This window comes from Parapedobacter sp. 2B3 (assembly GCF_041925275.1).
GTDB lineage: Bacteria > Bacteroidota > Bacteroidia > Sphingobacteriales > Sphingobacteriaceae > Parapedobacter > Parapedobacter pyrenivorans_A.
Window position 1 is genome coordinate 99028 of record NZ_JBHEUZ010000012.1, and the last position, 24558, is coordinate 123585.

Annotated in this window: 22 protein-coding genes; 5 read left to right on the top strand and 17 right to left on the bottom strand. The window is 54.7% G+C overall.

The window, feature by feature from the left end; all coding sequences use genetic code 11:
* Window positions 1–189 precede the first annotated feature (189 nt).
* The 7 genes from ACEVG1_RS14335 to ACEVG1_RS14365 form a co-directional block, all read right to left on the bottom strand.
* Window positions 190–2943 (bottom strand): DNA gyrase/topoisomerase IV subunit A, encoded by a 2754-nt coding sequence (locus ACEVG1_RS14335; RefSeq protein ID WP_374744436.1) that lies wholly within the window; start codon window positions 2941–2943, stop codon window positions 190–192.
* 101 nt (window positions 2944–3044) lie between these two features.
* Window positions 3045–3428, bottom strand: coding sequence for a type II toxin-antitoxin system VapC family toxin (locus ACEVG1_RS14340; protein WP_374744437.1), 384 nt, complete (start codon window positions 3426–3428; stop codon window positions 3045–3047).
* Window positions 3429–3632, bottom strand: coding sequence for a DUF2281 domain-containing protein (locus ACEVG1_RS14345; RefSeq protein ID WP_374744438.1), 204 nt, complete (start codon window positions 3630–3632; stop codon window positions 3429–3431).
* A gap of 51 nt (window positions 3633–3683) precedes the next feature.
* Window positions 3684–7406: a 1-acyl-sn-glycerol-3-phosphate acyltransferase gene (locus tag ACEVG1_RS14350; protein ID WP_374744439.1), complete on the bottom strand. Its 3723-nt coding sequence runs from the start codon at window positions 7404–7406 to the stop codon at window positions 3684–3686.
* A 41-nt stretch (window positions 7407–7447) separates the two neighbouring features.
* Window positions 7448–8623, bottom strand: a complete 1176-nt coding sequence (locus tag ACEVG1_RS14355) for a DUF2062 domain-containing protein (protein ID WP_374744440.1) — start codon at window positions 8621–8623, stop codon at window positions 7448–7450.
* A gap of 13 nt (window positions 8624–8636) precedes the next feature.
* Window positions 8637–9104, bottom strand: coding sequence for a hypothetical protein (locus tag ACEVG1_RS14360; protein ID WP_374744441.1), 468 nt, complete (start codon window positions 9102–9104; stop codon window positions 8637–8639).
* 3 nt (window positions 9105–9107) lie between these two features.
* A complete protein-coding gene (locus ACEVG1_RS14365; RefSeq protein ID WP_374744442.1) occupies window positions 9108–9476 on the bottom strand; it encodes a hypothetical protein in 369 nt (122 codons plus the stop codon).
* Between the two features lie 74 nt (window positions 9477–9550).
* Between ACEVG1_RS14365 and ACEVG1_RS14370 the strand changes: the two genes are divergently transcribed.
* Window positions 9551–10666 carry a lactonase family protein gene (locus tag ACEVG1_RS14370; RefSeq protein ID WP_374744443.1) on the top strand — a complete coding sequence of 372 codons (1116 nt, stop codon included), beginning with the start codon at window positions 9551–9553 and terminating at the stop codon, window positions 10664–10666.
* A gap of 9 nt (window positions 10667–10675) precedes the next feature.
* On the opposite strand, the gene mnhG is transcribed toward ACEVG1_RS14370, so the two are convergent.
* The 7 genes from mnhG to ACEVG1_RS14405 are packed head-to-tail and all read right to left on the bottom strand — an operon-like array spanning window position 10676 to window position 16390.
* Window positions 10676–11026 (bottom strand): monovalent cation/H(+) antiporter subunit G, encoded by a 351-nt coding sequence (gene mnhG / locus ACEVG1_RS14375; RefSeq protein WP_374744444.1) that lies wholly within the window; start codon window positions 11024–11026, stop codon window positions 10676–10678.
* Complete coding sequence (locus tag ACEVG1_RS14380) at window positions 11023–11295, bottom strand: cation:proton antiporter (RefSeq protein WP_374744445.1); 273 nt, start codon at window positions 11293–11295, stop codon at window positions 11023–11025. The genes mnhG and ACEVG1_RS14380 overlap by 4 nt, the downstream gene beginning before the upstream one ends.
* Entirely contained in the window at window positions 11292–11768 is a 477-nt protein-coding gene (locus ACEVG1_RS14385) for a Na+/H+ antiporter subunit E (protein WP_374744446.1), read from the bottom strand. Before ACEVG1_RS14385 ends, ACEVG1_RS14380 begins: the two co-directional genes overlap by 4 nt.
* Window positions 11769–11779: 11 nt before the next feature.
* A complete protein-coding gene (locus ACEVG1_RS14390; RefSeq protein WP_374744447.1) occupies window positions 11780–13309 on the bottom strand; it encodes a proton-conducting transporter membrane subunit in 1530 nt (509 codons plus the stop codon).
* Window positions 13306–13662 carry a Na+/H+ antiporter subunit C gene (locus ACEVG1_RS14395; RefSeq protein ID WP_374744448.1) on the bottom strand — a complete coding sequence of 119 codons (357 nt, stop codon included), beginning with the start codon at window positions 13660–13662 and terminating at the stop codon, window positions 13306–13308. Before ACEVG1_RS14395 ends, ACEVG1_RS14390 begins: the two co-directional genes overlap by 4 nt.
* A gap of 3 nt (window positions 13663–13665) precedes the next feature.
* Window positions 13666–14079 carry a Na+/H+ antiporter subunit B gene (locus ACEVG1_RS14400; protein WP_374744449.1) on the bottom strand — a complete coding sequence of 138 codons (414 nt, stop codon included), beginning with the start codon at window positions 14077–14079 and terminating at the stop codon, window positions 13666–13668.
* A gap of 1 nt (window position 14080) precedes the next feature.
* Complete coding sequence (locus tag ACEVG1_RS14405) at window positions 14081–16390, bottom strand: putative monovalent cation/H+ antiporter subunit A (RefSeq protein ID WP_374744450.1); 2310 nt, start codon at window positions 16388–16390, stop codon at window positions 14081–14083.
* Between the two features lie 147 nt (window positions 16391–16537).
* Between ACEVG1_RS14405 and ACEVG1_RS14410 the strand changes: the two genes are divergently transcribed.
* The 3 genes from ACEVG1_RS14410 to ACEVG1_RS14420 all read left to right on the top strand — a co-directional run bounded on the left by ACEVG1_RS14410 (window position 16538) and on the right by ACEVG1_RS14420 (window position 19819).
* Window positions 16538–17497 carry a D-2-hydroxyacid dehydrogenase gene (locus ACEVG1_RS14410; protein WP_374744451.1) on the top strand — a complete coding sequence of 320 codons (960 nt, stop codon included), beginning with the start codon at window positions 16538–16540 and terminating at the stop codon, window positions 17495–17497.
* Between the two features lie 3 nt (window positions 17498–17500).
* On the top strand, window positions 17501–18646 hold the full coding sequence (locus ACEVG1_RS14415; RefSeq protein WP_374744452.1) for a glycerate kinase: 1146 nt from the start codon (window positions 17501–17503) through the stop codon (window positions 18644–18646).
* A 93-nt stretch (window positions 18647–18739) separates the two neighbouring features.
* Entirely contained in the window at window positions 18740–19819 is a 1080-nt protein-coding gene (locus ACEVG1_RS14420) for a metallophosphoesterase (protein WP_374744453.1), read from the top strand.
* Window positions 19820–19918: 99 nt separating this feature from the next.
* Here the strand turns inward: ACEVG1_RS14420 and acs are convergent, their stop codons facing one another.
* Window positions 19919–21838, bottom strand: a complete 1920-nt coding sequence (gene acs, locus ACEVG1_RS14425; protein ID WP_374744454.1) for an acetate--CoA ligase — start codon at window positions 21836–21838, stop codon at window positions 19919–19921.
* 108 nt (window positions 21839–21946) lie between these two features.
* On the opposite strand from acs, the gene ACEVG1_RS14430 reads away from it, so the two are divergent.
* Window positions 21947–22822: a UbiA family prenyltransferase gene (locus tag ACEVG1_RS14430; RefSeq protein ID WP_374744455.1), complete on the top strand. Its 876-nt coding sequence runs from the start codon at window positions 21947–21949 to the stop codon at window positions 22820–22822.
* Here the strand turns inward: ACEVG1_RS14430 and ACEVG1_RS14435 are convergent.
* Together ACEVG1_RS14435 and rsmA are read right to left on the bottom strand one after the other, a co-directional pair.
* Window positions 22811–23767, bottom strand: coding sequence for an NAD(P)-dependent oxidoreductase (locus ACEVG1_RS14435; protein WP_374744456.1), 957 nt, complete (start codon window positions 23765–23767; stop codon window positions 22811–22813). The genes ACEVG1_RS14430 and ACEVG1_RS14435 overlap by 12 nt on opposite strands.
* Window positions 23764–24543, bottom strand: coding sequence for a 16S rRNA (adenine(1518)-N(6)/adenine(1519)-N(6))-dimethyltransferase RsmA (rsmA, locus tag ACEVG1_RS14440; protein ID WP_374744457.1), 780 nt, complete (start codon window positions 24541–24543; stop codon window positions 23764–23766). Before rsmA ends, ACEVG1_RS14435 begins: the two co-directional genes overlap by 4 nt.
* Between the last annotated feature and the right edge of the window lie 15 nt (window positions 24544–24558).

Genomic DNA, 24558 nt, shown 5'->3' on the forward strand with positions numbered 1-24558 from the left:
TGGTTAATTGATCAGCGCACTCATCAGCAGCCTGTTTGCTGCCCGCAAAGTGTCCGACCGGGTTCAGCATACACCGGCACGGGTTCATGTTGCACAGACATGAGTTGATGTTGCGCCGCCATGGGTTCATGCTGCATCAGATTGGATTCGTCCAGACGTGCGCTGAAACCATTGTTGTATATCAATAGGCTAAAACAACCCCATTTGCCCGTTGTCATCCACACGGATGTCATCGGGGTTGGTGATTTCGAGGTCGATCTTCGGCCGCGGACTGGGTACCTCGGCTTGTTTTTCCTCGGTTTCGGTAGTTTTTTCACTGGTCTCGGTCGGTTTACCTCCGGTTTCGGGGCGTTCCGATCTTGTTTCGGGAACGGCTGGCGTCTCCGGCACGATTTCGGGTGTTTCCGATGCCTCCGCTTCGGCCGTGAGCAGCGTCACCTTTGCCACTTCATGGGGGCTCAGGCGGTTGCCCTGCGCTTTCATGCCTTTCACGTCGACAATGTCGGCCAAGTGTTGCGCAACGGTTTCCGCCGTGCGGCTCTTGCCCTTCAGGATATCCACCTGTACAACGGGAGCCGCTGCGTTTGTGATGAGCACGAATTTGGAGCCCGGCTCGTCGTTGATGATCGAAGTGCGCTTGCCGATGGGGAGGTCATCGAACAGGAATCGCTTTACGTAGTATACGCCCGATTTACCGTCGCGGTGCACCACACTGTATACCTGCTGCGGGTTGTACTGTTCGATGCGTAGCAGCTTGTCGTCAAAATGGTTGCTCAGGTCGAAGCTGGTCAGCTCATAGGTGCCGTCGGCCATCACCGTAAGGATTTTGTCGTCGCCATCGAATTCGCCAAGGAGCTTGCCGCGGCCATCGGCATTGAGCCGCTTAAGCACCTCGTCAAACCATACCTTGCGCCCCGATAAGGTGGATACGCCCTTGCTTTTCAGCGTGATTTTCTTGATGGGGTATTTCGTCACGATGTTTCCCTGCGAACTGCGGCCCTTGATCGCGACTTCGGCGAAATCTACGTCGAACTGAAGTTTACGGAGCTTGGACTGCGGTTTGAGCTGTACGCCGATCACTTCGGCCTCGCCATTTGGGTTGGCGGTGAAATATTGCAGCCGTGATCCCTTTTCGCCCTTGGTGAGGTCATATTCCTTATCGCGCGTGACGCCCACTACCGAAAAACGCTTCACATAAGACGTGCCTGACTTCCCATCGCGGTAGATCAGGTTGTACACGGTGCGGTCGTCGCCTTTTTTGAACACCGCCACGTGGATGACGTCTTTGCCCACAAATACCTTGTCCTGCACTTTGGTGACCAGGCATTTGCCATCGCTGCGGAACACGATGATGTCGTCCAGATCCGAGCAGTCGCCCACGTACTCGTCTTTTCGTAGGCCAGTGCCGACGAACCCATCCGCACGATTCACGTACAGCTTTACGTTGGCAAGCGCCACCTGGGCGGCCTCTACCCGGTCGAATGCGCGAAGCTCGGTTTTCCGTTCGCGGCCTTTGCCATACTGTTTTTTGAGACGCTCGAACCATGCAATGGCATAATCCGTGAGATGACGGAGATGGTGGCGCACCTTTTTGATTTCCTCTTCCAATGCCGCAAGCTGCTCATCTGCCTTCTTCACATCGAAGCGGGTGATGCTGCTCATGGGCTTATCGATAAGTTTCCGGTAATCTTCCGGTAGTATTTCGCGGTAGAACTGGTCAAAAAATGGGGTGAAGAGCTGCGTGAGCACTTGCACCACGGTATCAAAGTCGCCCGAGTTCTCATAGTCGGGATGCTTGTACATCCCTTCCTGGATGAAAATCTTGAGCAGGCTGCTGAAGAATATCTTCTCCTGCAGCTCTTTGAGGCGGATTTCGAGTTCCTGCTTGAGGAGGCCCTTGGTCTGCTTGGTATTGGCGATGAGCACATCGTTCACACTCATGAAGTGCGGCTTATCTCCCTTGATGACACACGTATTGGGCGATATGGACACTTCGCAGGAAGTGAATGCGTAGAGCGCATCGATGGTCATATCGGGCGAGATGCCCGGCGCGAGGTGGACCATGATTTCCACATGTTGTGCCGTGTTATCCTCGATTTTCTTGATTTTGATTTTGCCTTTGTCGTTGGCGGCGACGATGCTTTCAATCAAGCCACCCGTGGTCGTGCCGTAGGGAATCTCGGTGATGGCCAGCGTCTTTTTGTCGCGCTCTTCGATTTTCGCGCGCACGCGGATTTTGCCACCGCGCTGGCCTTCGTTGTAAGCCGAGCAATCGGCCAGGCCGCCTGTCGGGAAGTCGGGTAGCAGGTTGGGCCTGCCGCCCCGCAGCACGTCGATCGAGGCGTCGATGAGCTCGATGAAGTTGTGCGGCATGATCTTGGTGGCCAGCCCCACGGCGATACCTTCGGCCCCTTGGGCCAGTAGTAACGGGAATTTGACGGGCAGTGTAACAGGTTCGCGGTTACGGCCATCGTAGCTGAGCTGCCACTCCGTGGTATCTGGATTGAAGACTACGTCGTTCGCGAATTTGGAGAGACGTCCTTCGATGTAGCGCGGCGCGGCGGCAGAGTCGCCCGTGATGGGATCGCCCCAGTTTCCCTGGCGGTCGATGAGCAGGTCTTTTTGCCCGATTTGTACCATGGCATCCCCGATGGAAGCATCGCCGTGGGGGTGGTATTTCATGGTATTGCCGATCACATTGGCCGCTTTATTGAACCGCCCGTCGTCCATCTCCTTCAGCGAGTGCAGGATGCGTCGCTGTACGGGCTTGAAGCCGTCGTTGATGTGCGGCACAGCCCTGTCGAGGATAACGTATGATGCATAGTCCAGGAACCAGTTTTCATATAGCCCCGATAAGGGGATGGTTTGGCTGCCGCCCGGTTGCTGGTCTACTGCTTCATTATCCCCGCCTTCGTTGGGGATGGGGTTCGTTTCGTCGCTCATGAAATCGTTTCGCTGTTATCTCCTTAATCGCGAACCAAACTTAGTCAAAGTTGGTTTTTTTCGCAAATTTCATTTTTTTCGGCACGCTACCGTCCGTTCAATTACCAAAGCAAATTGTTTGTATACTTCGGAAAATTTCCGTCTCTCGAAACAATAGTGAGGTCTTCGGTTAAGGCTTGGGCGATAATTACACGATCGAAAGGGTCTCGATGGTGATACTCCAGGGTAATGAGCCTTTGCAAATGTTCGAAACCTATGGGCAGAAGGTCAATTTCATTGCTTTCTAAAAAATCTGTCATCTGACTGAAATCGGAACGCAATTTTAAGTTTCCTAAACTGGACTTAATGACAATCTCCCAAATACTGGCTATGCTAATAAAACAATTATTTTGTATATCTTCGATAGCTTGTCGGCAGGATTTTGGCAAGGTTTTGTCTCCCTCCATGAACCAAATAAAAGCATGTGTGTCTAGAAGGAGGTTCATTTACATGTATTCCTTAAAGTCATCCAATGGGTTATCAAAGTCTTCCGTCATTTTGAAATAACCCTTTGCATAACCGAACTGTCGCTTTTTTACTGTGGTTTTTTTTTGCTTTTTGTATTTCAAAAAGGCAACAAAATCTGAAACTTCCTGTCTAAGATTGGCAGGTAAGGAACTGATTTCTGTCAATAATTGAACATCGGTCATATCACCTTTCTTTTTTTACTTTACGCAATAATACATAATTTCTCGGGTATTTCAAAGCAGCACACCCCGCCCAGCGCTTTTCCGGTATACCGCCAGTGGTGACGCTTCTAGCACCGGTACGTATCCTTGGGCACGCAGGAGCGCGGGCACGTCAGCCGCCACATCTTCCAGCACCACCCACGCCGGGAGCTGCGCCCCATCCCAATCGAGGGCGGTGGTTTGCATGGATACGATAAGCACATCATACCCGTTTGGCGCGGGTACGCCGGCAACGAATCGGAGCGGGTACCGGTTTACGGTAAACGTGTTTTGGGCCGCGGCAACCCGATCGGCGCGGGAATCCCAGCCCGTAACGTGCCGCAGGGCGCTATCGTACACCAACAGGAAATCCAATACGCCGTATCCGCAGCCCAAGTGCAGGAAATTGCCTTTGAGCGGCAGCAGCCGCAGCAGCTGGTGGTAGTCTTCTTTGCGTTGGCGGAAGACCGCCTTGACTTCCAGCTGGATAGCTTTCGGCTTGTACACGAAGTTGAGAAGCAATTTTTTACGGAAATAATCCGCGGGCTCCCGCTCGTTTCGCAGCATGCGGAATTCCCGCCTGAAGTAGGCGGATATTTTCTTGGTGCGCTCGGCATAGCTGGTGCCGAAGGTTGGATCATGGGGTGTAATGCGCGGCAGGAATTTCATAGTAATGGGTCCTGGCTTAAGCATATTGTCATTTTTTGGCAATGCATGCACGTTGCCGTGGACCAGTACGGGTTGGATGTCAACCTGCAATTGCTCAGCAAGGTAAAAAGCCCCTTTATGGAAACGCTGGATGGCTGTGGTGCGCGACCGCGTACCCTCAGGAAAGACGATAACCGAATAACCCTGGTTGATCTTTGTGCGCAGCTTCTCGAGGTCCTCGGGCCGGTTGCCCGATGCGGGGTGGGCGCCCACCAGCCGCATGGCGCGGCCGAAGAACGGCGAATTCAGCTGGCGGTCGTTCATCATGAACACCTGCATGGGGTGCAGCAGGCCCATGGTGGGCGTATCCAGGATGGAGGTGTGGTTGGCGATGATGATGGCGGGCCGCTCGTATGCGTCCGCATTGCGTCCGACAACTTCCATGCGGATGCCGGGCGTACGGTACATGAGGTTGTGGAAGAACAACTGCAATACCCGGTGGAACGCCCTGAATTTTTTCTTCTTGCTGATGGGAACGACGGGGATAAGCAATCGCCCCACGATGCTGACGGCCATGCCCCCCAGGAAGAAGTAGCCGAAAGTGAAACAAGTGAGGATAAAGTTGACCAACCGCCAGGGCGTGTTGCCTTTCGCCTGTGGCCCGCTGATGAACAGGCGGAAGAGCCACGGCTGTATGGAGAACGACATGAGCACCACCACCAGCAGCCCGATAAGCGGTATGATGGAAATGGAGCGGATGGCGGGGTGTTTGGCGAAGACGAGGATGCCGAAGCAGAGCATGGTGGCCAGGGCAGACATCACCACGCCCGATTTGTAGGCGGGCATATCGGCACGGCCATAAGTGTATTGCTCCAACAGGCCTTTGGTAACGAAGATGGAATAATCGACCCCCAGCCCGAAAATCAGCGTGGTGATGATGATGTTGAACGCATTGAAATCGACACCGAACAGGCCCATGAGGCCCAGCGTAACCAGCCACCCGAGGAAGATGGGGATGTTGGTGACCAGCGTAAGCTCCAAGCTGCCGAAGAAGAGGAAGAGGATGACGAACACGGCAATGGAGGCAATGAAAAAGAGCGTGTTGAAGTCGGCCTCGAGGTTGCTTAGCAGTGTTTCCTGCACCTGCTTGCGGTCGATGGCGAGTATGCCCCTGTCGTTGTCTGTAAATGCTTGCACGAGCTGGGATGCCTGCCCCTCGGCGGCCTTGACCACGGTGGTCACCGTGGTGAGCGCTGCGCCGTGGCCCATAAACTCGGCAAGGAAGAGGGTATCGAGCAGCTGCCGATCGGCATCATCCAGCGGCGTGAAGGGCTGCGCGAGCGCCTCGAAAAAGGGTTGGTATAGTTGGTCGTTGAAGCCCGCGCGGATACCCTCGCTGCGGAGCTGCTCCATGAGGCGCTCTTTCTTGTCGGCCGACCAGAACCGGTTCCACCGGTCGATCTTTGCCTGCTGCTGGGCAGGGGCGGCCGCGATGGCGCCCACCGACTGGAAGCCGACGATGGTGCCTTCGGCTTCCAGCTGCTCCAGTTGCTGGAACAGGTCGGCGTTCCGCGCCAGGGCCTCCTCGGCGGTGTTGCCGTAGGCCACGAGGTAGACCGACTTGGCCGCGTACTGCGTGAGCGAATCGAGCCGCCGCTCGGCCTGCTGGAGGGGCTTGGGCTGGTAGTTCAGCGCGGCGAGGTCGTCATTGAAGCCTACCCGCTGGAAGGTGAAGAGGCTTAAGAGGGTAAGCAGCGCACCGATGCCGAGCACCCACTTGTTGCGGCTGAAGTCGTACCGCGCGAGCGCGTCGACGAACGTGTTTTGCCTTAACGTGACTTCGCGCCGCGGCGCATACACCTGTGGGATGAAGATGAGCGAGAAGAGCGCGGCCCCAAGCACGCTCACGGCGGCGAAGACGCCAAGGTCTTTCAACACGTCGGAGTGCAGGAACAGCAGGCACAGGAAATCCACCGCCGTAAAGATGGCGCACATGAGCAGGGGCTTGGTGGTGCTCTCAAACAGCCGCTTCACATCGCCCGTGCCGCGGTAGTGGGTGAGGATGTGCAGCGAGTAGTCGAGCGTAAGGCCCAGAAGCACGGAGCCGATGCCGATGGAGATGGCCGAGATGGTGCCGTTGAGCCAGTAAAGCACCGCGATGCCCAGCAGGCTCCCGAAGGCGGCGGGGAGGATGATGATGAGCGGGATGGTGGCCCGCCGGTAGAAGTAGATGAAGAGCGCCACCAGCGCCAAAAGGGCGATGGACAGCGTATTGCGGATGTCGTGCTTGATCTGCTGGGCGTTGGCCACGGCCATGGCGGTGGCGCCGAAATATTCGGCAGCGGCGCGGCCGGCAAACGTGGTGTTGAGGTCGTTAATGGTGCTATCAAGGATGCGGATGAATTCGGTATTGCGGGCGGTTTCGCTGGCACCAGCCGTGGTGGTGATGAAGGCGAGCAGGTGGTTGCCGCCGCCGGCGAGGAGGTAGCCGTCATCGAGCGCGATGCCCTTGCCCGACTGCAGCCGCTGGAATTTGCGGAGGCCCATGAACGTGATGCCCAGTGGGTCCTGCCTAAGCATGGGTGCCGTAACGAAGCTTTGGGGGGCGGTGATGGCCCGGTAGGTGCGGTCCACGATGGCCGCCAGCGAGTCGGGCTGCAGCAGCGAATCGATGCGGCGGTAATCGCCTTCATCGAGGAAGAGCGGCAGGTTGCCCGACACCAAGGCCATCAGCTCGCCGAGCTGGTCGTCCGCCAGCCGCACCTGCAACCGCCCGATGTAGGCGGCGGCAGCGTGGTCGATGGCCGTAGCGAAGCTGTCGGCGTAGGCCTTTAGCGCGGCGGTATTGCCTGTATCGGTAGCGGTGATGTGGATGACGGTCTTATCGGCGAAGTTGGCCGATTGCAGCACAGCGGTGATGGTTTCGCTGCCTTCGCCGGTAGGGATGAGCTTGGTGATGTCTTCTTCGAACCGGATGCGGCTGGCCCAGTAGGCGAGCAGCGCGAACACCAACGGCACGGTAAGGAAGAACACGGTGCGGTGTTGCTGAAGGTAGCGGTATATGGAATAAAAAAACGAAGCCAACGTGCGTATCTTGTATTTGGGCAAAGGTAGCAGATTTCCGGCAACCCCACGGGCTCACCATCACACTACTTGCGGTTCTTCCATGTCAGCAAAAAATAACTCCCCGTTCCCAATACGGCGGCACTGACCGTAGCGAGCACCAAACTTCCCAACACATACTCCTGGAGGTGCTGCTGGATGAATGGCCGGTAGGTGCCGATATCCTGCCAATGGAATGCATCGCCGGTGTGCGTGCCGAGCAGCGCGGTGCCGATTTGCAGGCACGCGTAGATGATGAACGGGATGAGCGGCGGGAGGCTCACATTGGAGAAGGCAAATGCAATGAGCTTGTTGAGCCGCAGCACCACCGCCAGGAACAATACCAACAGCGTGTGGAAGCCCCAGAAGGGCGACAAGCCCACCCATACGCCCAGGGCGACTGACGACGCTTTCTTCAGGGGCGTATCGTCACTGTGTAACAGGTCTTCGAGAAAAAAACGGCGGAACCCTTTCTCCCGGAAAGTCCGAAAATAGTCGCGCGGCCGGATGTAGAACAGCATGACCAACACCAGCCACGTGTTGAGGATGCTGATGCGGGTGAAATCGCGGAAGGGTCGGAAGTGCGACACCCGCTCGGCGGGATCATACAGCACCCGGATGGGGATGTTGCGCACGGCGATGCCGCGCCAGGCGGCCTTGACGATGACCTCCACCTCAAACTCAAACTTGGTGGTGTAGAAACGGATGTCCTGCAGTTCGGTGAGCGGGTACAGGCGGAAACCCGACTGCGTGTCGGAGAGGCTGATGCCCGTTTCGAACCGGAACCAGAAATTGGAAAACCGGTTGCCGAAGCTGCTCTTGCCCGGTATACCTTCGCGCTCCATGTTGCGGTCGCCGATGAGCAGGGCGGGGCCATCGGCCTCGATGGCGCGTACGAACAACGGGATGTCATCCGGAAAGTGCTGGCCGTCCGAATCGATCGTGACCGCATATTCGAAGCCGCGGGCGGTGGCCTCGCGGAAGCCAGTGCGCAACGCGTTGCCTTTGCCTTTGTTGCGCGGCAGGTGGATGGCGGTTATCTCGCAATAGCCGACCAGGACCTCGGTCGTGGTGTCGGTCGAACCGTCGTTCACCACGATGACCCGCTGTGCCGACGTATGCCGAAGGACGCCGTCCAATACTCTAGGCAGTGTTTTGGCGTTGTTGTAGGTGGGAATGATTACACAACCATTGATGGAAACGAATACCTCGTTACTGGTCATTCAGGTTTATTCTTCAGTCGGTTGAAAACGAATCGAAATACCCGTTTATCATGGCTTTGAGACCGGCATCTTCTATTTCGGGCAGCGCCTGCTCGACGAATTGCCGATCGGCTTCGATGTTATCGTTGTATTTCAGAAACTTGGGCAGGTGTTCCTGTACGCTGAGGCGGATCAGCCGGATTTCGGCGTTGTTCGGCTCATCGGCGACGGCCTGCTCGATCCAGGGCACGGCTTCTTTCACTTTGGCCCCCCGCGCCGTCAGTTTTTCGTAACGGGCCAGCAACATGAGTCCCGCGCCCTTGTAAGCCACCAGTACCGGGTCGTCGCTTTTCGTTACCGTTGCCAGCGGTGCATAGAAGGCTTGCGCCTGGGCTTCCGATTTGGTCGCATCGCGGTAAAGCAGCCGCAGCGCATCGCGGTCCTGTGCGCAGACCACCGCGGTGTAACAGACGAGTACGAGGAACGGAACGAGCTTTTTCATAGCCTAAACTTTTTGGAACACCCCGCTGAACTTCAGTGCGGTGGTATCTTCAAACGACGTGGTGCTCTTCACGGAAAGCAGCCCGCCTTCTTCTTCAACATCCAATTCGACCCGAATGTTTGGATGTTGTGCCGGATTGATGATGGCCATGAACTTGACGTTCCGTGCGGTGGTCAGCATCAGCGGCGATGCGGCCCACTTTTCGGCCAGCTCCTTGATGATCTGCATCATGCATACCCCCGGCGTTACCGGGTTGCCGGGGAAATGGCCTTGGAATACCGCATGGCCGCTATTGAGCGAAATCGATGCCGATACCTTGGGGCCGTCTGCGGTGAATGCGTCGAGCGAATAAAAATCGTGTAACAGCGACATAAGAGGCAAAAGTAAAAAAGAACGGGAATATAAATGGATTTTTGTTAATATTGGGGTTTGACGAAGACAAGCGTATGAAGCTCCTAACGATTTACTTACTTTTAACGGTATCCCCCATTATGCTACTCGCCCAACATACCCGCCTCTTGGTTGGCACGTACACCCAAAGCGGAAAAAGTGAAGGCATTTATGTGTATGATGTTGATTTGGGAACGGGTGAGGCTACACAGGTGAGCAGCATAGCATCCGAAAACCCGTCGTTTTTGGCGCTCAGTGCCGATGGGAAGTATGTGTATGCCGTTAACGAGAACGGTGATGGGAAAGGGGCGGTGAGTGCTTATGCCTACGATAACCAAGCGGGCACGCTGACGTTCCTGAACCGGCAGCTGACGCTGGGCGACCACCCCTGCCACGTAACGACCGATAGGGAGGGTACTCACGTCATCGTTTCCAACTACTCGGGGGGCAGCATCAGCGTGTTCCCCGTTGGGCCGGCGGGCAGCCTGGGCGGGATGGTGCAGCAGATCCACCACGAGGGTAGCGGCCCCGACCTGCAGCGGCAACAAGCACCGCACGTGCACTCCGCTTTTTTCAACCCGGACGAAACACAGCTGTTTGTGCAGGACCTCGGAACGGATAAGGTGAATATCTACGATTTCCGGCCGGAAGAGGCCGCCCGCCCGCTGGCGGCGGCGCCTTTTATTGCCGGCACGCCGGGTGGCGGCCCGCGTCACCTGACTTTCTCGGCCGATGGCCGCTTTATCTACCTGGTGCAGGAGATGGCGGCCACGGTAGCGGTTTACCAGCAGCGGGGGGATGGCTGGGAGGCCATCCAGGAGGAGCCGATCAACGCGGCGGACTTTGCAGGTGCCGACGGTGCGGCGGATATCAAGCTGTCGCCCGACGGGAAATTCCTATATGCATCCAATCGTGGTGATGCCAATACCCTGGCGATCTACGGGGTAGACACGGCTTCGGGTAAACTGACGAAAGTGGGGAACCAGTCGGTATTGGGTCGTGGCCCGCGGAACTTCACGCTGTCGCCCGATGGCAAATACCTGTTGGTGGCCAATCAGCAGACCGATGAGGTGGTGGTTTTTGAGCGGGATGCCGCTTCGGGCTTACTCACGGATACGGGAAACCGGATAACGGTAGGGTCGCCCGTTTGTTTGGTTTTTTCCTCTTATTAATGAGCGGCTTCACTCAAGCTCATGCGTCTCTTCATCATACTTACCAGCAAGGTCATCCTGGATGGTCCCTTTCCATTGGTCGGTCTTGATCAGGTAAGCGGTACGGGCGATGAGGTGGGCTGCCACCGGCGCGGTAAGTATCAGGAAGAAGATAATGGCCAGCGCCTTCGTGGTCACCGACACTTCATCCGGGAAATAAAAAGCCGCGCTGAGCAGCAACAGTCCGCCACCCAGTGTGGCCGCTTTTACGGTAACAGACAGCCGTAGGTAGAAATCGGGCATCCGTAAAATGCCGACAGCTGCGATGAGAATAGCGACTGCACCGATGGTACAAAGCGCCCCGATGAGGATATCAATCATTTCCGCCCCCTTTTTTCAATGTAATAAGAAAACGCGATGGTGCCTAAAAAGGCGATAAGTGCCAGGATCATGGCCACATCGATCAGTGTCGATTTGCCGGTGCTGATACTGTAAACCGTGATGACGCTGATGCCGATGGTGATGAGTAGATCCAGCGCTATGACACGGTCCACGATGGTGGGCCCTTTGTAGAGCCGGATGAATACCAGCAGCAGCGATACGGCCAGGATCGGTAAAATCACGTATTGAATGTAACTGTCTAATGTCATCGGATAATCTCCAATAATCTCCGCTCAACGCGTTCCTTAATCTGTTCGATAAAATCTTCCTTGCTCTTCATGTACATGGCATGGATATAAATAGCCTTCCGGTCTTCGCTAACGTCGATCACCAGCGTACCGGGCGTCAATGCAATCATCGTGGACAGCATGTTGATCTCGAAATCGCTCCTGGCGTCCATGGGATACCGCACGATGCCGGGCTTCATGAAGAACTTCGGTGTCACCACATCGTACGCCACCTGGATGTTGGCTTTCACCATTTCGTAAAGGAAGTACAGGATAAACCCGATGATTTTGGGCACGCGGTTGAAGTACCGCCGGTCACTTTCGTTGCGGTTCATCAGCCACAGCAGGAAAAACCCGACGGCAAAACCGAACAGGAAATTCGAGTAATACAATACCCCTGTCAAAGCGACCCAAGTAAAGGCGAGTAACAGGTTCATCAGAAAATGTTTAACCATAGCTGTACCGTTTACTGTGATTGATCCGTCCTTAAAACTGCCTCGATGTAAGGCGTGGTATCTTTCATCTCGCCGGCGATGTGCTTGGCCACTGCCATGACGTTCTCGGCGCCCAGCCCGATATAGAGTGTAATGGCTGCCAGGAAAACAATCGGCGCCACCAGCAGCGATTTGCGGAAGGTACTCAACGGCTGGAACTCGTCCGTCAGCACCGCCCCGCTCTCTGCCGCGGGCAACGGCTGGTCCTTCCAGAAGACCTTCGCCCACATCGACGAGATAACGTATAAGGTAGCAAAGCTACCGATAATGATGGCCACTATCAATGCGTACTGGTTATCCATGAAGCCGGCCTCAAATAAGTGTATTTTGGGCCAGAAACCCGAGAGCGGCGGGATACCGACCAACGAGAAGAGCACGATGGCGATGACCAGCGACAGTAGCGGGTATTGGGCATACAGTCCGCCGAGCTTATCCATGTTCATGGTGCCGCGCAGCTTGCGGATGAGCCCCGCAATGAGGAACATGTTGGTTTTCACCATGATGTCGTGGAACAGGTAGAACAGCGCTCCCGTGAGGGCCACCTCCGAGAACATACCCAGGCCGCCGATCATGAATCCGATGTGGCATACGATGAGGTAGGAGAACATCCGCCGGATATTGTTTTTGATGACGGCACCGAAGGTGCCCGTAAGGATGGTGAAGATGGCCATGCCGATCAGCAGCGTGCGGGTAAACTCATCGGGGATGAAAATGAGCGTGAACATGCGGAACAGGGCATAGATCCCTACCTTGGTGAGCAGTCCGCCGAAGATCGCCGCTACCGCCGATGGCGGGGTGTGGTATGAGGAGGGCAGCCAGAAATAGAGTGGGAACACGGCCGATTTGATGCCGAAGCCGATGATGAAGAAGATGGCGGTGATGTCTACGAGGGTCCGGTTTTCCAGTGCGGCCACTTTGAGCGACAGGTCGGCCATGTTGAGGGTGCCGGTAATGCCGTAGAGGATAGCGATACCGGTGAGGAAAAACGTAGAGGCCAGGATGTTCATGGCCATGTACTTTACCGAGCCCTCAATCTGTGCCTTGCGGCCGCCGAGGGTCATCAGCACAAACGAGGCGATGATGATGACCTCAAACCACACGTAGAGGTTGAAGATATCGCCCGTAAGGAAGGCGCCGTTCAGCCCCATCAGCAGGAAATGGAAGATGGGGAAATAGCCGTATATGATACGGCCGCGCGCAATGCCGGTGGCGGAGAATACGGAAACGGCGAGGCCCGAAAACGACGTGAGGAGCACCATGCTGCTACTGAAGACATCAGCTACGAACGTGATGCCGAAGGGGGCGTCCCACCCGGCGGCCTGCATGGTGAGGATGCCATCATCCCACACCTTGGCAAACAGCCGGATGGCCACCAGCATGCCGATGGTGCTACCCGCGATGCTGATGACGCGGTGGGCGATTGTTTTACGCCAGAAGAACAGCAGCAGGATGGCCGTGAACAGGTGGACAACAACAGGAAAAACGATGGTGTTATCGATCATATATCTTCTTCTTCCGGTGTATTTAAATCGTCAAGGTCATCCGAATTGACCAATACGTAAACCCGTTTGAGTAAAACGATGGCGAAGGACTGGATGCCGAAGCCAATCACAATGGCCGTTAATATGAGGGCCTGGGGCACCGGATCGGCATAAATATCGGTGAACAGCTTGGCAGCGCTATCGATGACCGGCGGCTTGCCCTTGGTGATGTTGCCCAACAGGAAAATGAGCAGGTTGGCCCCGTTGCCCAACAAGGTGATGCCCACGAGCAGCTTGACCATGCTGCGCCGGAGGAGCATGAATATGCCGGCGGCATACAGTACGGCGATGAGTATGATGAAAACAATTTCCATGGCTTACTCGCTATATTGCGCAATGGTGAATAAGATGGTGAGGACCACGCCGATGACCACCAAGTACACCCCCAGATCGAAAAATAGCGCCGAGCCAATCATACCGATTACGGGGAAAGGCTCGTCGAACCACAGGCCCGTCATCACGGGCTCGCCCCCAAGCATGGGCGCAAACATGCTGAGTGCCGCCAGTGCGAGACCCAGGGGGATAAACGCGTTGGGATGGGTGCGGAGCAGCTTGAGCGTGGCGACGCTGCCGTGGGTGAAGCTATGCAGCACAAAGGCGATGGCGGCGATGAGGCCGCCCACAAAGCCACCGCCCGGGTGGTAGTGCCCCCGCAACAGGATGAATATCGAAAAAAGCAGCAAAATGGGCAGCAGGTAACTCGATGCGGTCTTTAAGATGGAACTATTCATATTATTCTTTCTCCGATGCTTTAAGTCGTAACTTCAATAAACTGACCACGCCGATGGCTGCAATGCTCAATACCACGATTTCAAACATGGTGTCGAGCCCCCGGAAATCCACCAGGATCACGTTGACGACGTTCTTCCCTTTCGCCAAGGTGTAGGCATTGTCGCCGTAGAACTTGCTGACCTCCTGATCAACGGGCTGGTTCAGTACCTGTATGGCGATTAACGCGATGACGAGACCGAAAGACGAGGCGACCAGCCCGTCGCGCAGCCTGATACCGCTATTGGCAAAATTGAGGAACGGCGGCAGGCGGAACAGCACCAGCACGAACAGCACGACGGTAAGGGTATCGATACTGAACTGGGTCATGGCCAGATCGGGGGCGCTGTAAAAGACGAACAACAGGCACACGCAGTAGCCGAGCACGCTGGTGGCCACCACCACGGTAAGGCGTGAAGCCGCCGTGACGGTGATGTACACTGCCGCGATGAGGATGACCGCCACCACGATTTCGTAGCTGCTGACAGGCGACAGGCTGTCGAGGGTGAACCGTACCGGTCCGCCGGTAACCAACCGGACAGCAAATAATAGAACGGCCGCCACGATGATGCGCAGCAGATATGCACGCAGGTAACCGTTGTGCAGTGTGCGCGTGTACCGGATGGCTATTTTGCGGGCAAACCGCGCCAGCTGGCCGATTACGTGCTTGGGCCCCCACGTATTGTAGCGCTCAATGCCGGCCAGGCTTGCGGCCGAGGGACGCCGTGCCAGGTAAAGTACCGTACCCAGTGCCAGGGTGATGCCGCTGAGCAGCAGCACCAGGTTGAAGCCGTGCCATATCTTCAACGGCGAATCGATGGCCGACTGGTGCATGGCCTGTGCGGCAGGGTTGAGCAGGGCGGCATCGGCCAGCCAGGGGACGCAACCGAAGATGACACCCAGTATGGCCAGCAACAACGGGGCACCCCATAGGAGGCCATGAGGCAGATGGACGTGGCCGAAGCGCTCGGGCAGCGTACCGGCGAACGGCTTGATGCCGGCAAGAAAGCCCGCACAAAGGAGCAGCACGTTGGTGGCCACCGCCAGTGCGGTGAGTACGATGGTTAAGATGCCGGTGGTATGCAGGGTAGCCTCATAGATGAGGTCTTTGCCGATGAAGCCGAAGGTAAGCGGCAAGCCGGCGCTGGATAGCGCCGCAAGTATACCGGCGATGGATAGCGGCATCAATACCTTGCGTAGGCCCGACAACTGCGTGATATCGCGGGTGCCCGTCTCGTGGTCAATGACGCCGGCGGTGAGGAATAGCGATGCCTTGTAAAGTGCGTGCACCAGGATGAAAACCGATGCCGCCAACAGCGACTCGGCGGTGCCAATGCCGATGAGGAACACCAGCATGCCCAGGGCGGCAACGGTAGAATACGCTAAAATGGACTTGAGGTCGGTGCGGAAGATGGAGTGAAAGGCGCTGTATAGCATGGTGATGCCACCAATGACAACAAGCGGATACATCCAGTAGTCGGTGCCGCCTAGCACTGGCTGGAGCCTGGCCAAAAGGTACACGCCCGCCTTGACCATCGTAGCCGAATGGAGGTATGCCGACACGGGTGTGGGTGCTTTCATCGCCCCTGGCAACCAGAAATGGAACGGGAACTGGGCCGATTTGGTGAATGCGCCGGCAAAAACCAATAACAATATCAACCCGTAAAGGGCATGGCTTTTCAAATACTCATTCGTGCCCAGCATCTCCTGGATGGAGTAACTGCCGGATAAGTGGCCCATCAGGATCAGTCCTGCCATCAGGAGGAATCCGCCTCCCCCCGTAACGCCAAGGGCAATGAGCGAGCTTTTGCGGGATGCCGCGTTGTCGTTGTTGAATCCGATGAGGAAAAAGGAACTAATACTAGTAAGCTCCCAAAAGATAAAAAGGAGCAGCACGTTATCTGCGAGTACCACGCCCAACATAGCGGCCATGAAGAGACTGAGGTACGCATAGAACCGATCCAGGTACCGGTGCCCCTTCAGATAGGGGGCTGCATAGAGAAATACCAGCGATCCGATACCGGTAATCAGCAGACTGAACAGCAACGAGAGACCATCTAGATGGAAATCAAAATTGACACCCAATGAAGGAACCCATGGATGGTGGAATTGGATGCTGCGGTCATCCTGGATGGCGGGGATGAAACTGGCAAAATAAGAGAATAAACTAATCGGCAATAAAGCAGCCAATATGGCCAGCCGTCCCTTGAGATATTTCCCGAATGGGATGTATAAGATGGAAACAATAAGGCCTGCAAGTACAGCTATCAGCATCAATCAAGTTCATTTAGTCCTTGGAGGGCACTAAAATATATAAATTTATAGAAGGGAAACGCATAAAAGTTGAAATAATAGGATTTATTGAAAGGTTCTTCTTAATATTGGGTGTTCTCAAATATAACTCATTAACGCGAATAGGCGATGAAGATAACGATATTGGATGGATACCCATTGAACCCCGGCGACCTGAGCTGGGAATACCTTGAAAAATACGGTGATTTGACGGTATACGAACGGACGGCAGTGGCGGATATTGCCCAGCGGGCTGCCGGGGCCACGGCTGTATTAACCAACAAGGTACCCCTGGATGCCAGCGTGCTGGCGCAGTTGCCCGACCTAACGTATATCGGTGTGCTGGCTACGGGGTATAATATTATCGATATCGCCTATGCTAGGGAACGGGGAATCGTGGTAACCAACGTACCGGGCTACAGTAGCCAATCCGTGGCGCAACTCACGTTTGCTTTACTACTGGAATTGTGCCATCATGTACAACGGCATAGTGACCGGGTGAAGGAAGGTAAATGGTCCCAATCGCTTGATTTCAGCTTTTGGGATTATCCGCTAATGGAGCTTTCTGGGAAGACCCTTGGTATCATTGGCTTCGGCGACATTGGCAAACAGGTGGCTGATATCGCCACGGCGTTCGGCATGCAGGTGGTAGCGCATAGCCGCACGGAGACAGACCAATCGCACCGTGCCAACTTCCAGTGGGTGGGGTTGGATGAACTGCTTGGGCGGTCGGATGTAGTGAGCCTGCACTGCCCACTGACACCGAAGACTCAGGGATTGATAAACATCGATACCTTAGCCAAAATGAAAACCAGTGCCTTCTTGCTGAACACCTCGCGTGGACCATTGGTAGAGGAGGAAAGCCTGGCGGCTGCACTCAATGCCGGTAAGCTGGCTGGAGCGGGGCTCGATGTGTTGTCCGCGGAGCCACCATGCGCGGATAATCCCTTGTTTACAGCGAAAAATTGTTTGGTGACACCTCATATTGCGTGGGCAACGAAAGAGGCCCGGGCACGTTTGATGGGGACCGTGGAGGAAAACCTGAAGGCCTACATGGGAGGCCGGGCAATCAATGTGGTTAACCCGTAAACAATGCATATCCTCATTGCTCCTAATGCCTTTAAACATGCGGTTGATGCTACCGCTGCTGCCGATGCCATACGGCGCGGACTGCAGGCGAGCCGCTTATCGTGTACCTGTGAATGTTTTCCGATAGGCGATGGAGGCAATGGCACGGGCCGGTTGATCATCGACCGCCTGCAAGGCGAACTTGTCCGGGTGCCGGTATGCGATCCGTTGGGGAGAACCATCATCGCTACTTTCGGACTTATTGAAGACAGACAGACCGCCCTGATCGAAATGGCCGATGCCTCCGGATTGCATTTGTTGGAACCGACGGAACTGGACCCCATGCATACCCATTCTTACGGCACCGGTCAGTTGATCAAAGCAGCGTTGGACCGCGGGGTACGCAAGGTCATTATCGGCATGGGTGGGTCGGCGACCGTAGATGGGGGTAGTGGTATGCTGCGGGCCCTGGGGGCGTGTTTTCTGGACCACGCGGGAAAAGAGATAACAGACTTGCCAGCGGGCTTGGAGGCGTTGCGCCGGATTGACCTGTCGGGGTTGGATGGACGCCTGCAACAGGTAGGTATCACCGTACTCTGCGATGTGGAAAACCCGCTATTGGGCGAAATGGGCGCAGCAAGCGTATTCGGTCCGCAGAAAGGGGCATCCACTGCGCAAGTGGTGAAATTGGATGCGCTATTGGCACATTACGCAGCGGTAATACGGGCGACGACGGGGGCAGCTATTGCTGCGTACCGTTCGGGCGGGGTTGCTGGTGGCGCTAGCGCCGGCCTAGCCGGTCTATTAGGTGCGGATCTGGTTAATGGAATCGATCATTTCCTCGATTTGACCCAATTCGACGCATCCTTATCGATGAGCAGCTTGGTGATTACGGGTGAAGGCAGCATCGACAACCAAACGCTGCAGGGCAAGGGCCCCTATGGTGTAGCCCGGAGGGCCAAGCGGAAGGGAATACCCGTTGTTGGCCTAGCGGGTAATATACCGATGGAGGTAAGCAGTGGACTTGCCGCTTATTTCGACATGCTGCTGGCCATTGGCAATCGTCCAGCGCCGCTGGGCGATGCCTTGGCAGCCACCGCCGACAACCTGACCCGAACGGCCATGCAATTAGGAAACCTGCTTGCGGTTTCATCGGATCATGGATCGTGAATCGTTCATCGTCCGATGAGCTAATATACACCGCAAATTTTTATGTTTGTAGGAATAACCCATTAACGGTACTAATTAAAGATACTAAAGACGATGAAAAACCAATTTTTCTTTCTGTTTACTTGCTGTGTTTGTTTTTTTGCGATGGGCAGCCGGGCCCAGGAAGCAACGTACGAGCCGCCGAAATTGAGCGATTCGGCTTCTTGGTCGTTGGTATTACTGCCCGATCCGCAAAGTTATGTGAAGTTCGAGCGCAATCAGGGTGTCCTGGAACTGATGACCGGCTGGATCAGCGAGCAAATCGAACCACTGAATATAGGGATGGTACTCTGTACGGGTGACTTGGTGGAGCATAACGACTGGCTGAACCCGAACGGTACGCAAGCCAACCAACCAGGTAAGCAACAATGGCAGGCTGTGGCGCGGGCTTTCGGCCGCCTGGACGGCAAAGTTCCCTATGTAGCGGCTACCGGCAATCACGATTATGGTGTGAAAAGTATTGAATATCGCCGGACAAATTATAATCAGTATTTCCCGGTGGATAAAAATCCACAATCGCAGAAATTGCTGCGTGACGTAGGTATTGATAACGATGGCTACCCGTCGCTGACGAATGCAACGTATGAATTTACGTCTCCGCACGGTCGGCAATTCTTGGTGATGGTGCTTGAGTTTGCGCCGCGCGACACGGTGCTCCGCTGGGCGTTTGAAACCGTTAATCAAGAGCGCTATGCCAACCACACCGTTATCTTGCTTACCCACTCGTACCTCAATTCGGCGAGTGAGCACATCGTCAAAGAAGGCTATCCCATTACGGATGGCAACTACGGTGCTGCGGTATGGGAAAAGCTCGTGAAGCCCTCGAAAAATATTCAACTCGTATTCAGCGGCCATATCGGTAAGCCCGACGATATATTAGGTCATATCGGTTTCCGCACGGATACCAATGCCGGGGGGAAAACAGTCCAACAGATGGTCTTTAATGCCCAGGCGTTAGGTGGTGGTTGGCATGGCAATGGGGGCGATGGATGGCTGCGCTACTTGGAGTTTCTGCCTGATGGTAAGACGGTGAACGTAAAGACGTTTTCGCCGTTGTTTGCGATATCACCGGCCACACGGCATCTCGCATGGCGCACGGCTGGCTACGATGAGTTTTCGTTTACACTGGATTGATGGTATTGGAACACGGATGACGCGGATTCAACAGATGCACTGATTCTTTGCCAGACTGGCGACGATCCGCCAAATCAGTGTCATCCGTGTTCAATACTTTTAATTCCTCAACTTCTCCGCACCTTCCTTGATTTCTTCTACTACGGCGGGGTCTAGCAGTGTGGTGATATCACCCAAATTGGACGTGTCGCCCTCCGCTATTTTCCGGAGGATGCGCCGCATGATTTTACCCGAACGGGTCTTTGGCAGACCACTGACAAACTGGATTTTATCGGGCTTGGCTATGGCACCGATGATACGGCTTACCGTTTGGTTGATATCCTGCCGGGTAAGGTTTTCATCTACGTGATGCCCAGAGGCGATGACGTATGCATAGATACCTTGCCCTTTGACCGGATGCGGATAACCCACGATAGCCGACTCGACCACATCGCTGTGCATGTTGATGGCATTTTCCAGCTCTGCCGTGCCGATGCGGTGGCCCGATACGTTCAGTACATCATCCACGCGCCCGGTGATGCGGTAGTAGCCATCTTCGTTGCGCAGACATCCATCGCCCGTGAAATACATGTTCTCATATGCCGAAAAATAGGTCTGCCGGCAGCGTTCGTGGTCGCCGTAGGTAGTACGGATCATGCCGGGCCACGGGAACTTGATGCACAAGTTGCCGCTCACACCGTTGCCTTGTAGCTCTTTGCCGTTTTCATCTACAAGAACCGGCTGGATACCCGGGAGAGGTAGCATGGCAAAACTTGGGATAGTGGGGGTGACGCCCGCAATGGGCGAGATGAGGATGCCGCCATTCTCCGTTTGCCACCACGTGTCTACGATGGGTGCCCCCCCCTTCCCGATTTTTTCGTTGTACCAATTCCACGCTTCCTCGTTGATGGGTTCGCCCACACTGCCAAGTTTACGGATACTGCTGAGGTCTTTCCCATCCACATACTCATCGCCCGCAGCCATCAGCGAACGGATGGCAGTGGGTGCCGTATATAGAATGTTTACTTGATGTTTCTCCACGATATCCCAAAAACGCCCCGCGTCAGGCCAGGTAGGTATGCCTTCGAACATCAACGAGGTAGCCCCTTGCGACAGCGGACCATAAATGATGTATGAGTGTCCCGTAATCCAACCGATATCGGCGGTACAAAAATAGACTTCATCGGGCTGGTATTGGAATACATTGGAAAACGTATAGCCGGTATACACCATGTACCCCCCGCAGGTGTGCACCACACCTTTGGGTTTGCCTGTAGAGCCGGATGTGTAGAGGATAAACAACATGTCTTCGGCGTCCATCTCTTCGGCGGGGTAAGTGGGGTTGCCCTGGGTTTCTACTTTGGTGATTTCATCCTCCCACCACACATCGCGCCCCTTGATCATCGAAACCGGTGTTCGGGTGCGCGTTAGCACGATCACACGGTCCACGGATTTACATTGCACCAACGCGTCATCTACGATGTTCTTAAGTTCGATGGTCTTTGTGCCGCGGAACCCGCCGTCAGAAGTGATGACCAGTTTGCAACCGGTGTCGTTGATACGGTCGGCGATGGACTGCGCTGAAAAGCCACCAAACACAACCGAATGGATAGCACCGATACGGGCACATGCCAATACGGCGATGACCAGTTCCGGCACCATTGGCAGGTAAATGCATACCCGATCGCCTTTCCGTACACCGTTATTTTTCAGCACGTTGGAAAACTGCTCCACTTTCTCAAGTAGCTGTTTGTAGGTTAACACGCGGTGTGCTTCATTGGGGTCATTGGGTTCCCAAACAATCGCTGGCTTATCTCCTGATTTATAGATATGCCGATCCAGGCAGTTTTCTGTGATATTGAGCTTTGCGCCCTCAAACCATTTTATGTTGGGTTCCTTGAAATTCCAGTTTAGTACGTTATTCCACTTACGCCGCCAATAAAAGTGCTCGGCGATCCCCGCCCAGAATCCGTCAGGGTTTTCTACACTGTTTTGGTAAACCCGTTGGTATTCATCAAATGATTTGATTTGTAAATCCATATTTAGTTTAACTTTTTTGTGTTACTTTGTCGAACAATAAATCGGCCTATTTGGTCTTTAGAATGCGCTAATTTACATACTTTTTGCAGAAAAGCGAATTTTCTACGCGTGCTACCGAATTACACCCGAAGGTTTCTGGATATGTTGCTCTTCAGCAATGTATTTATTGCTTGTTGTGCTGTAGCGCAGGGAGGTATCACCTATCTCTTGCTTGCGCTGCCCGTTGACTACACCGTATTGACTATCCTCGGGTGCGCAACACTTGCGTTGTATAACTTCAGTATGATTTTGGCCAGGCCGCAACGTCCGGAAACCTCCCCTTTCCGGCGGGTACGGTGGGTATTCAGGCATGAACGGTCGCTTTGGATTTGGACTGGCCTGGCACTGGTCATCGCGTTGGTGCTCGGTTTGCGACTTCATATGCCGTCGTTTGTATTGTTGGGAGTGATGGGGGCCATGGGACTGGCGTATAATCTGCCCATCGTGCGGGTGGCCGGTGAACAACGACGGGCGGGACTGCGGCAGATTACTGGATTAAAGTTGTTCTACATTGGCCTGGTGTGGGTGATGAGTAGCGTGTTGCTCCCGGTGGCGGAAGCATATCACGATGATATCACTATTTTATGGCCGCATGTATGGCAGCTGATGGCATGGGTGTTCCTTTTCGTGGTGGCCATTACCATCCCGTTTGATATCCGCGATATTTATCAGGATCGGTACTACGGACTGAAAACCATCCCGGTGCTGTTCGGCGAACGGAAGGCGCTGGTACTTTCTACGGCATTGCTGGTGGTGCAGATGGGGTGGGTGTGGTTTAGCGACTACCCATTGGACGTTCGATTGGCCCTGGTTATTGCAACGGCCGCGTGCCTATTCCTTATTTTGTCTCCCCCGATCAAAAAGAACGAGTACTACTATTTTTTGTTTCTGGACGGTACCATGCTCCTGCAATTCGTGGCGGTGTGGCTGGTATTACGTGGCTGACGCTTCCGCTGCTAGGTGGGCGATTATTTTTTCAACCAATACATCGGCTATTTTAAAATAACTCTCCACACTCCAACCTGCTACATGGGGGCTTAATGCCACCCGCTCGTGTGCCATGAGGGGTTCGAACCACGATTGCTCTGCCAGCACCGGGAATTTCTCGATGGGTAGCACATCGAACGCTGCGCCCAATACCCGACCTTCATCAAGGGCCGCTAACAGGGCAGGAATCTGTACGATTTCGCCCCGGGCACCATTCAGGAAGAAGATGGGTTTATGGAAACGCGCCAGGTAGGCGGCATCAACCATTCCGCGCGAGTCCGCTGTAAGTGGAATATGCAGACTGACCACATCGGCTTGTTGTACCACTTCCTCCATGGTTGCCTCCGTGGCGTATTCATCGCTGAACCCGGTCTTGTATTTGTCGTACGCAATCACCTTCACGTCGAAGCCCGCCAGCTTTCGGGCCATGGCGCCCCCGTTATTGCCGTAGCCGATGAGGGCCACGGTGCGCCCCGCCAGTTCCAGTCCGCGGTTTGCTTCGCGCAGCCATAGGCCGTTTCTGATTTCTGCATTGCCACGGTAGAGGTTATTCATCAATCCCAACAGCATGCCTACCATGTGCTCACCTACGGCATTGCGGTTACCCTCGGGTGCATTGAGGAGCGCGATGCCTTTTTTCGTCGCATGTGCCTCGTCGATGTTATCCATACCTGCACCACCCCGCGCAATGAAGGTAAGCTGGGGAGCCGCATCCATGAATGCAGCATCTACTTTAAACTTGGAACGGATAACCAACCCGTTGTATCGGGGGATGATTTGTAGGGCCTCCTCTTTGCCGATGGATGGTAGGTAATCAAAAGCAATGTTTTTTGCGGTGAGTTTTTCTGCGAAAACAGGGTGGATATCATCCACGATCAGCAACCGGGCAGGAAGTTTTGTCATATTTGTTGAGCAATATGGTTGGTTAATGATATAAAATCAGCGACGGCGAGCCGCTCTGCCCGCAGGTCGTAAAACGGGTTTTCGCCCATTTTATCTTTTGGGATAACACCCGACAGCGCATTCCGAAGGGTTTTGCGCCGCTGGTTAAAAGCGGCTTTCACTATACGCCAAAACAGCTTTTCATCGCAACCCAGCGTTTGTGCCTGCTTGCGGGTAAGGCGGATAACCCCGGAAAGCACCTTTGGCGGTGGCACGAATGCACCTGCTTTCACTGTAAAGAGGTATTCGACGTCGTAATAGGCCTGTATCAACACGCTGAGGATACCGTATTCCTTTCCGCCCGGGCGGGCAGCGCAACGTTCGGCCACTTCTTTCTGAAACATGCCCACTACTTCAACTGCACGGTGGCGTTCTTCCAATACCTTGAACAGGATCTGCGAGGAGATGTTATAAGGGAAATTTCCGATAATGGCTAATTTATCGGTAAAGAAAGCATCGAAATCCATGGTCAGGAAATCGCCGTGGATAAGCCGGTCACCAAGTGCGGGGTACCGATCATGTAAAAACTGAACGGACTCGCTATCAACATCGATGAGTAGGGTCCGGTAATTTTTTTCTTGCAATAGCAGGTCAGACAGGATGCCCATGCCGGGGCCCACCTCCAATACGGTTTCATAGCCCAGTTGGGGCCGCAGGGCTGCAACAATCTTTGCAGCGGTCTGTTTATCCGTTAAGAAATGTTGCCCCAGGTGTTTTTTTGCGCGGACGCTACTCATGGATGTGTTGGATTT

Coding starts and splice junctions, on each gene's coding strand:
- ACEVG1_RS14335 (WP_374744436.1), bottom strand. CDS start 2,943: ATGAGCGACGAAACGAACCCCATCCCCAACGAAGGCGGGGATAATGAA.
- ACEVG1_RS14340 (WP_374744437.1), bottom strand. CDS start 3,428: ATGAACCTCCTTCTAGACACACATGCTTTTATTTGGTTCATGGAGGGA.
- ACEVG1_RS14345 (WP_374744438.1), bottom strand. CDS start 3,632: ATGACCGATGTTCAATTATTGACAGAAATCAGTTCCTTACCTGCCAAT.
- ACEVG1_RS14355 (WP_374744440.1), bottom strand. CDS start 8,623: ATGACCAGTAACGAGGTATTCGTTTCCATCAATGGTTGTGTAATCATT.
- ACEVG1_RS14360 (WP_374744441.1), bottom strand. CDS start 9,104: ATGAAAAAGCTCGTTCCGTTCCTCGTACTCGTCTGTTACACCGCGGTG.
- ACEVG1_RS14365 (WP_374744442.1), bottom strand. CDS start 9,476: ATGTCGCTGTTACACGATTTTTATTCGCTCGACGCATTCACCGCAGAC.
- ACEVG1_RS14370 (WP_374744443.1), top strand. CDS start 9,551: ATGAAGCTCCTAACGATTTACTTACTTTTAACGGTATCCCCCATTATG.
- mnhG (WP_374744444.1), bottom strand. CDS start 11,026: ATGATTGATATCCTCATCGGGGCGCTTTGTACCATCGGTGCAGTCGCT.
- ACEVG1_RS14380 (WP_374744445.1), bottom strand. CDS start 11,295: ATGACATTAGACAGTTACATTCAATACGTGATTTTACCGATCCTGGCC.
- ACEVG1_RS14385 (WP_374744446.1), bottom strand. CDS start 11,768: ATGGTTAAACATTTTCTGATGAACCTGTTACTCGCCTTTACTTGGGTC.
- ACEVG1_RS14390 (WP_374744447.1), bottom strand. CDS start 13,309: ATGATCGATAACACCATCGTTTTTCCTGTTGTTGTCCACCTGTTCACG.
- ACEVG1_RS14395 (WP_374744448.1), bottom strand. CDS start 13,662: ATGGAAATTGTTTTCATCATACTCATCGCCGTACTGTATGCCGCCGGC.
- ACEVG1_RS14400 (WP_374744449.1), bottom strand. CDS start 14,079: ATGAATAGTTCCATCTTAAAGACCGCATCGAGTTACCTGCTGCCCATT.
- ACEVG1_RS14405 (WP_374744450.1), bottom strand. CDS start 16,390: ATGCTGATAGCTGTACTTGCAGGCCTTATTGTTTCCATCTTATACATC.
- ACEVG1_RS14410 (WP_374744451.1), top strand. CDS start 16,538: ATGAAGATAACGATATTGGATGGATACCCATTGAACCCCGGCGACCTG.
- ACEVG1_RS14415 (WP_374744452.1), top strand. CDS start 17,501: ATGCATATCCTCATTGCTCCTAATGCCTTTAAACATGCGGTTGATGCT.
- ACEVG1_RS14420 (WP_374744453.1), top strand. CDS start 18,740: ATGAAAAACCAATTTTTCTTTCTGTTTACTTGCTGTGTTTGTTTTTTT.
- acs (WP_374744454.1), bottom strand. CDS start 21,838: ATGGATTTACAAATCAAATCATTTGATGAATACCAACGGGTTTACCAA.
- ACEVG1_RS14435 (WP_374744456.1), bottom strand. CDS start 23,767: ATGACAAAACTTCCTGCCCGGTTGCTGATCGTGGATGATATCCACCCT.
- rsmA (WP_374744457.1), bottom strand. CDS start 24,543: ATGAGTAGCGTCCGCGCAAAAAAACACCTGGGGCAACATTTCTTAACG.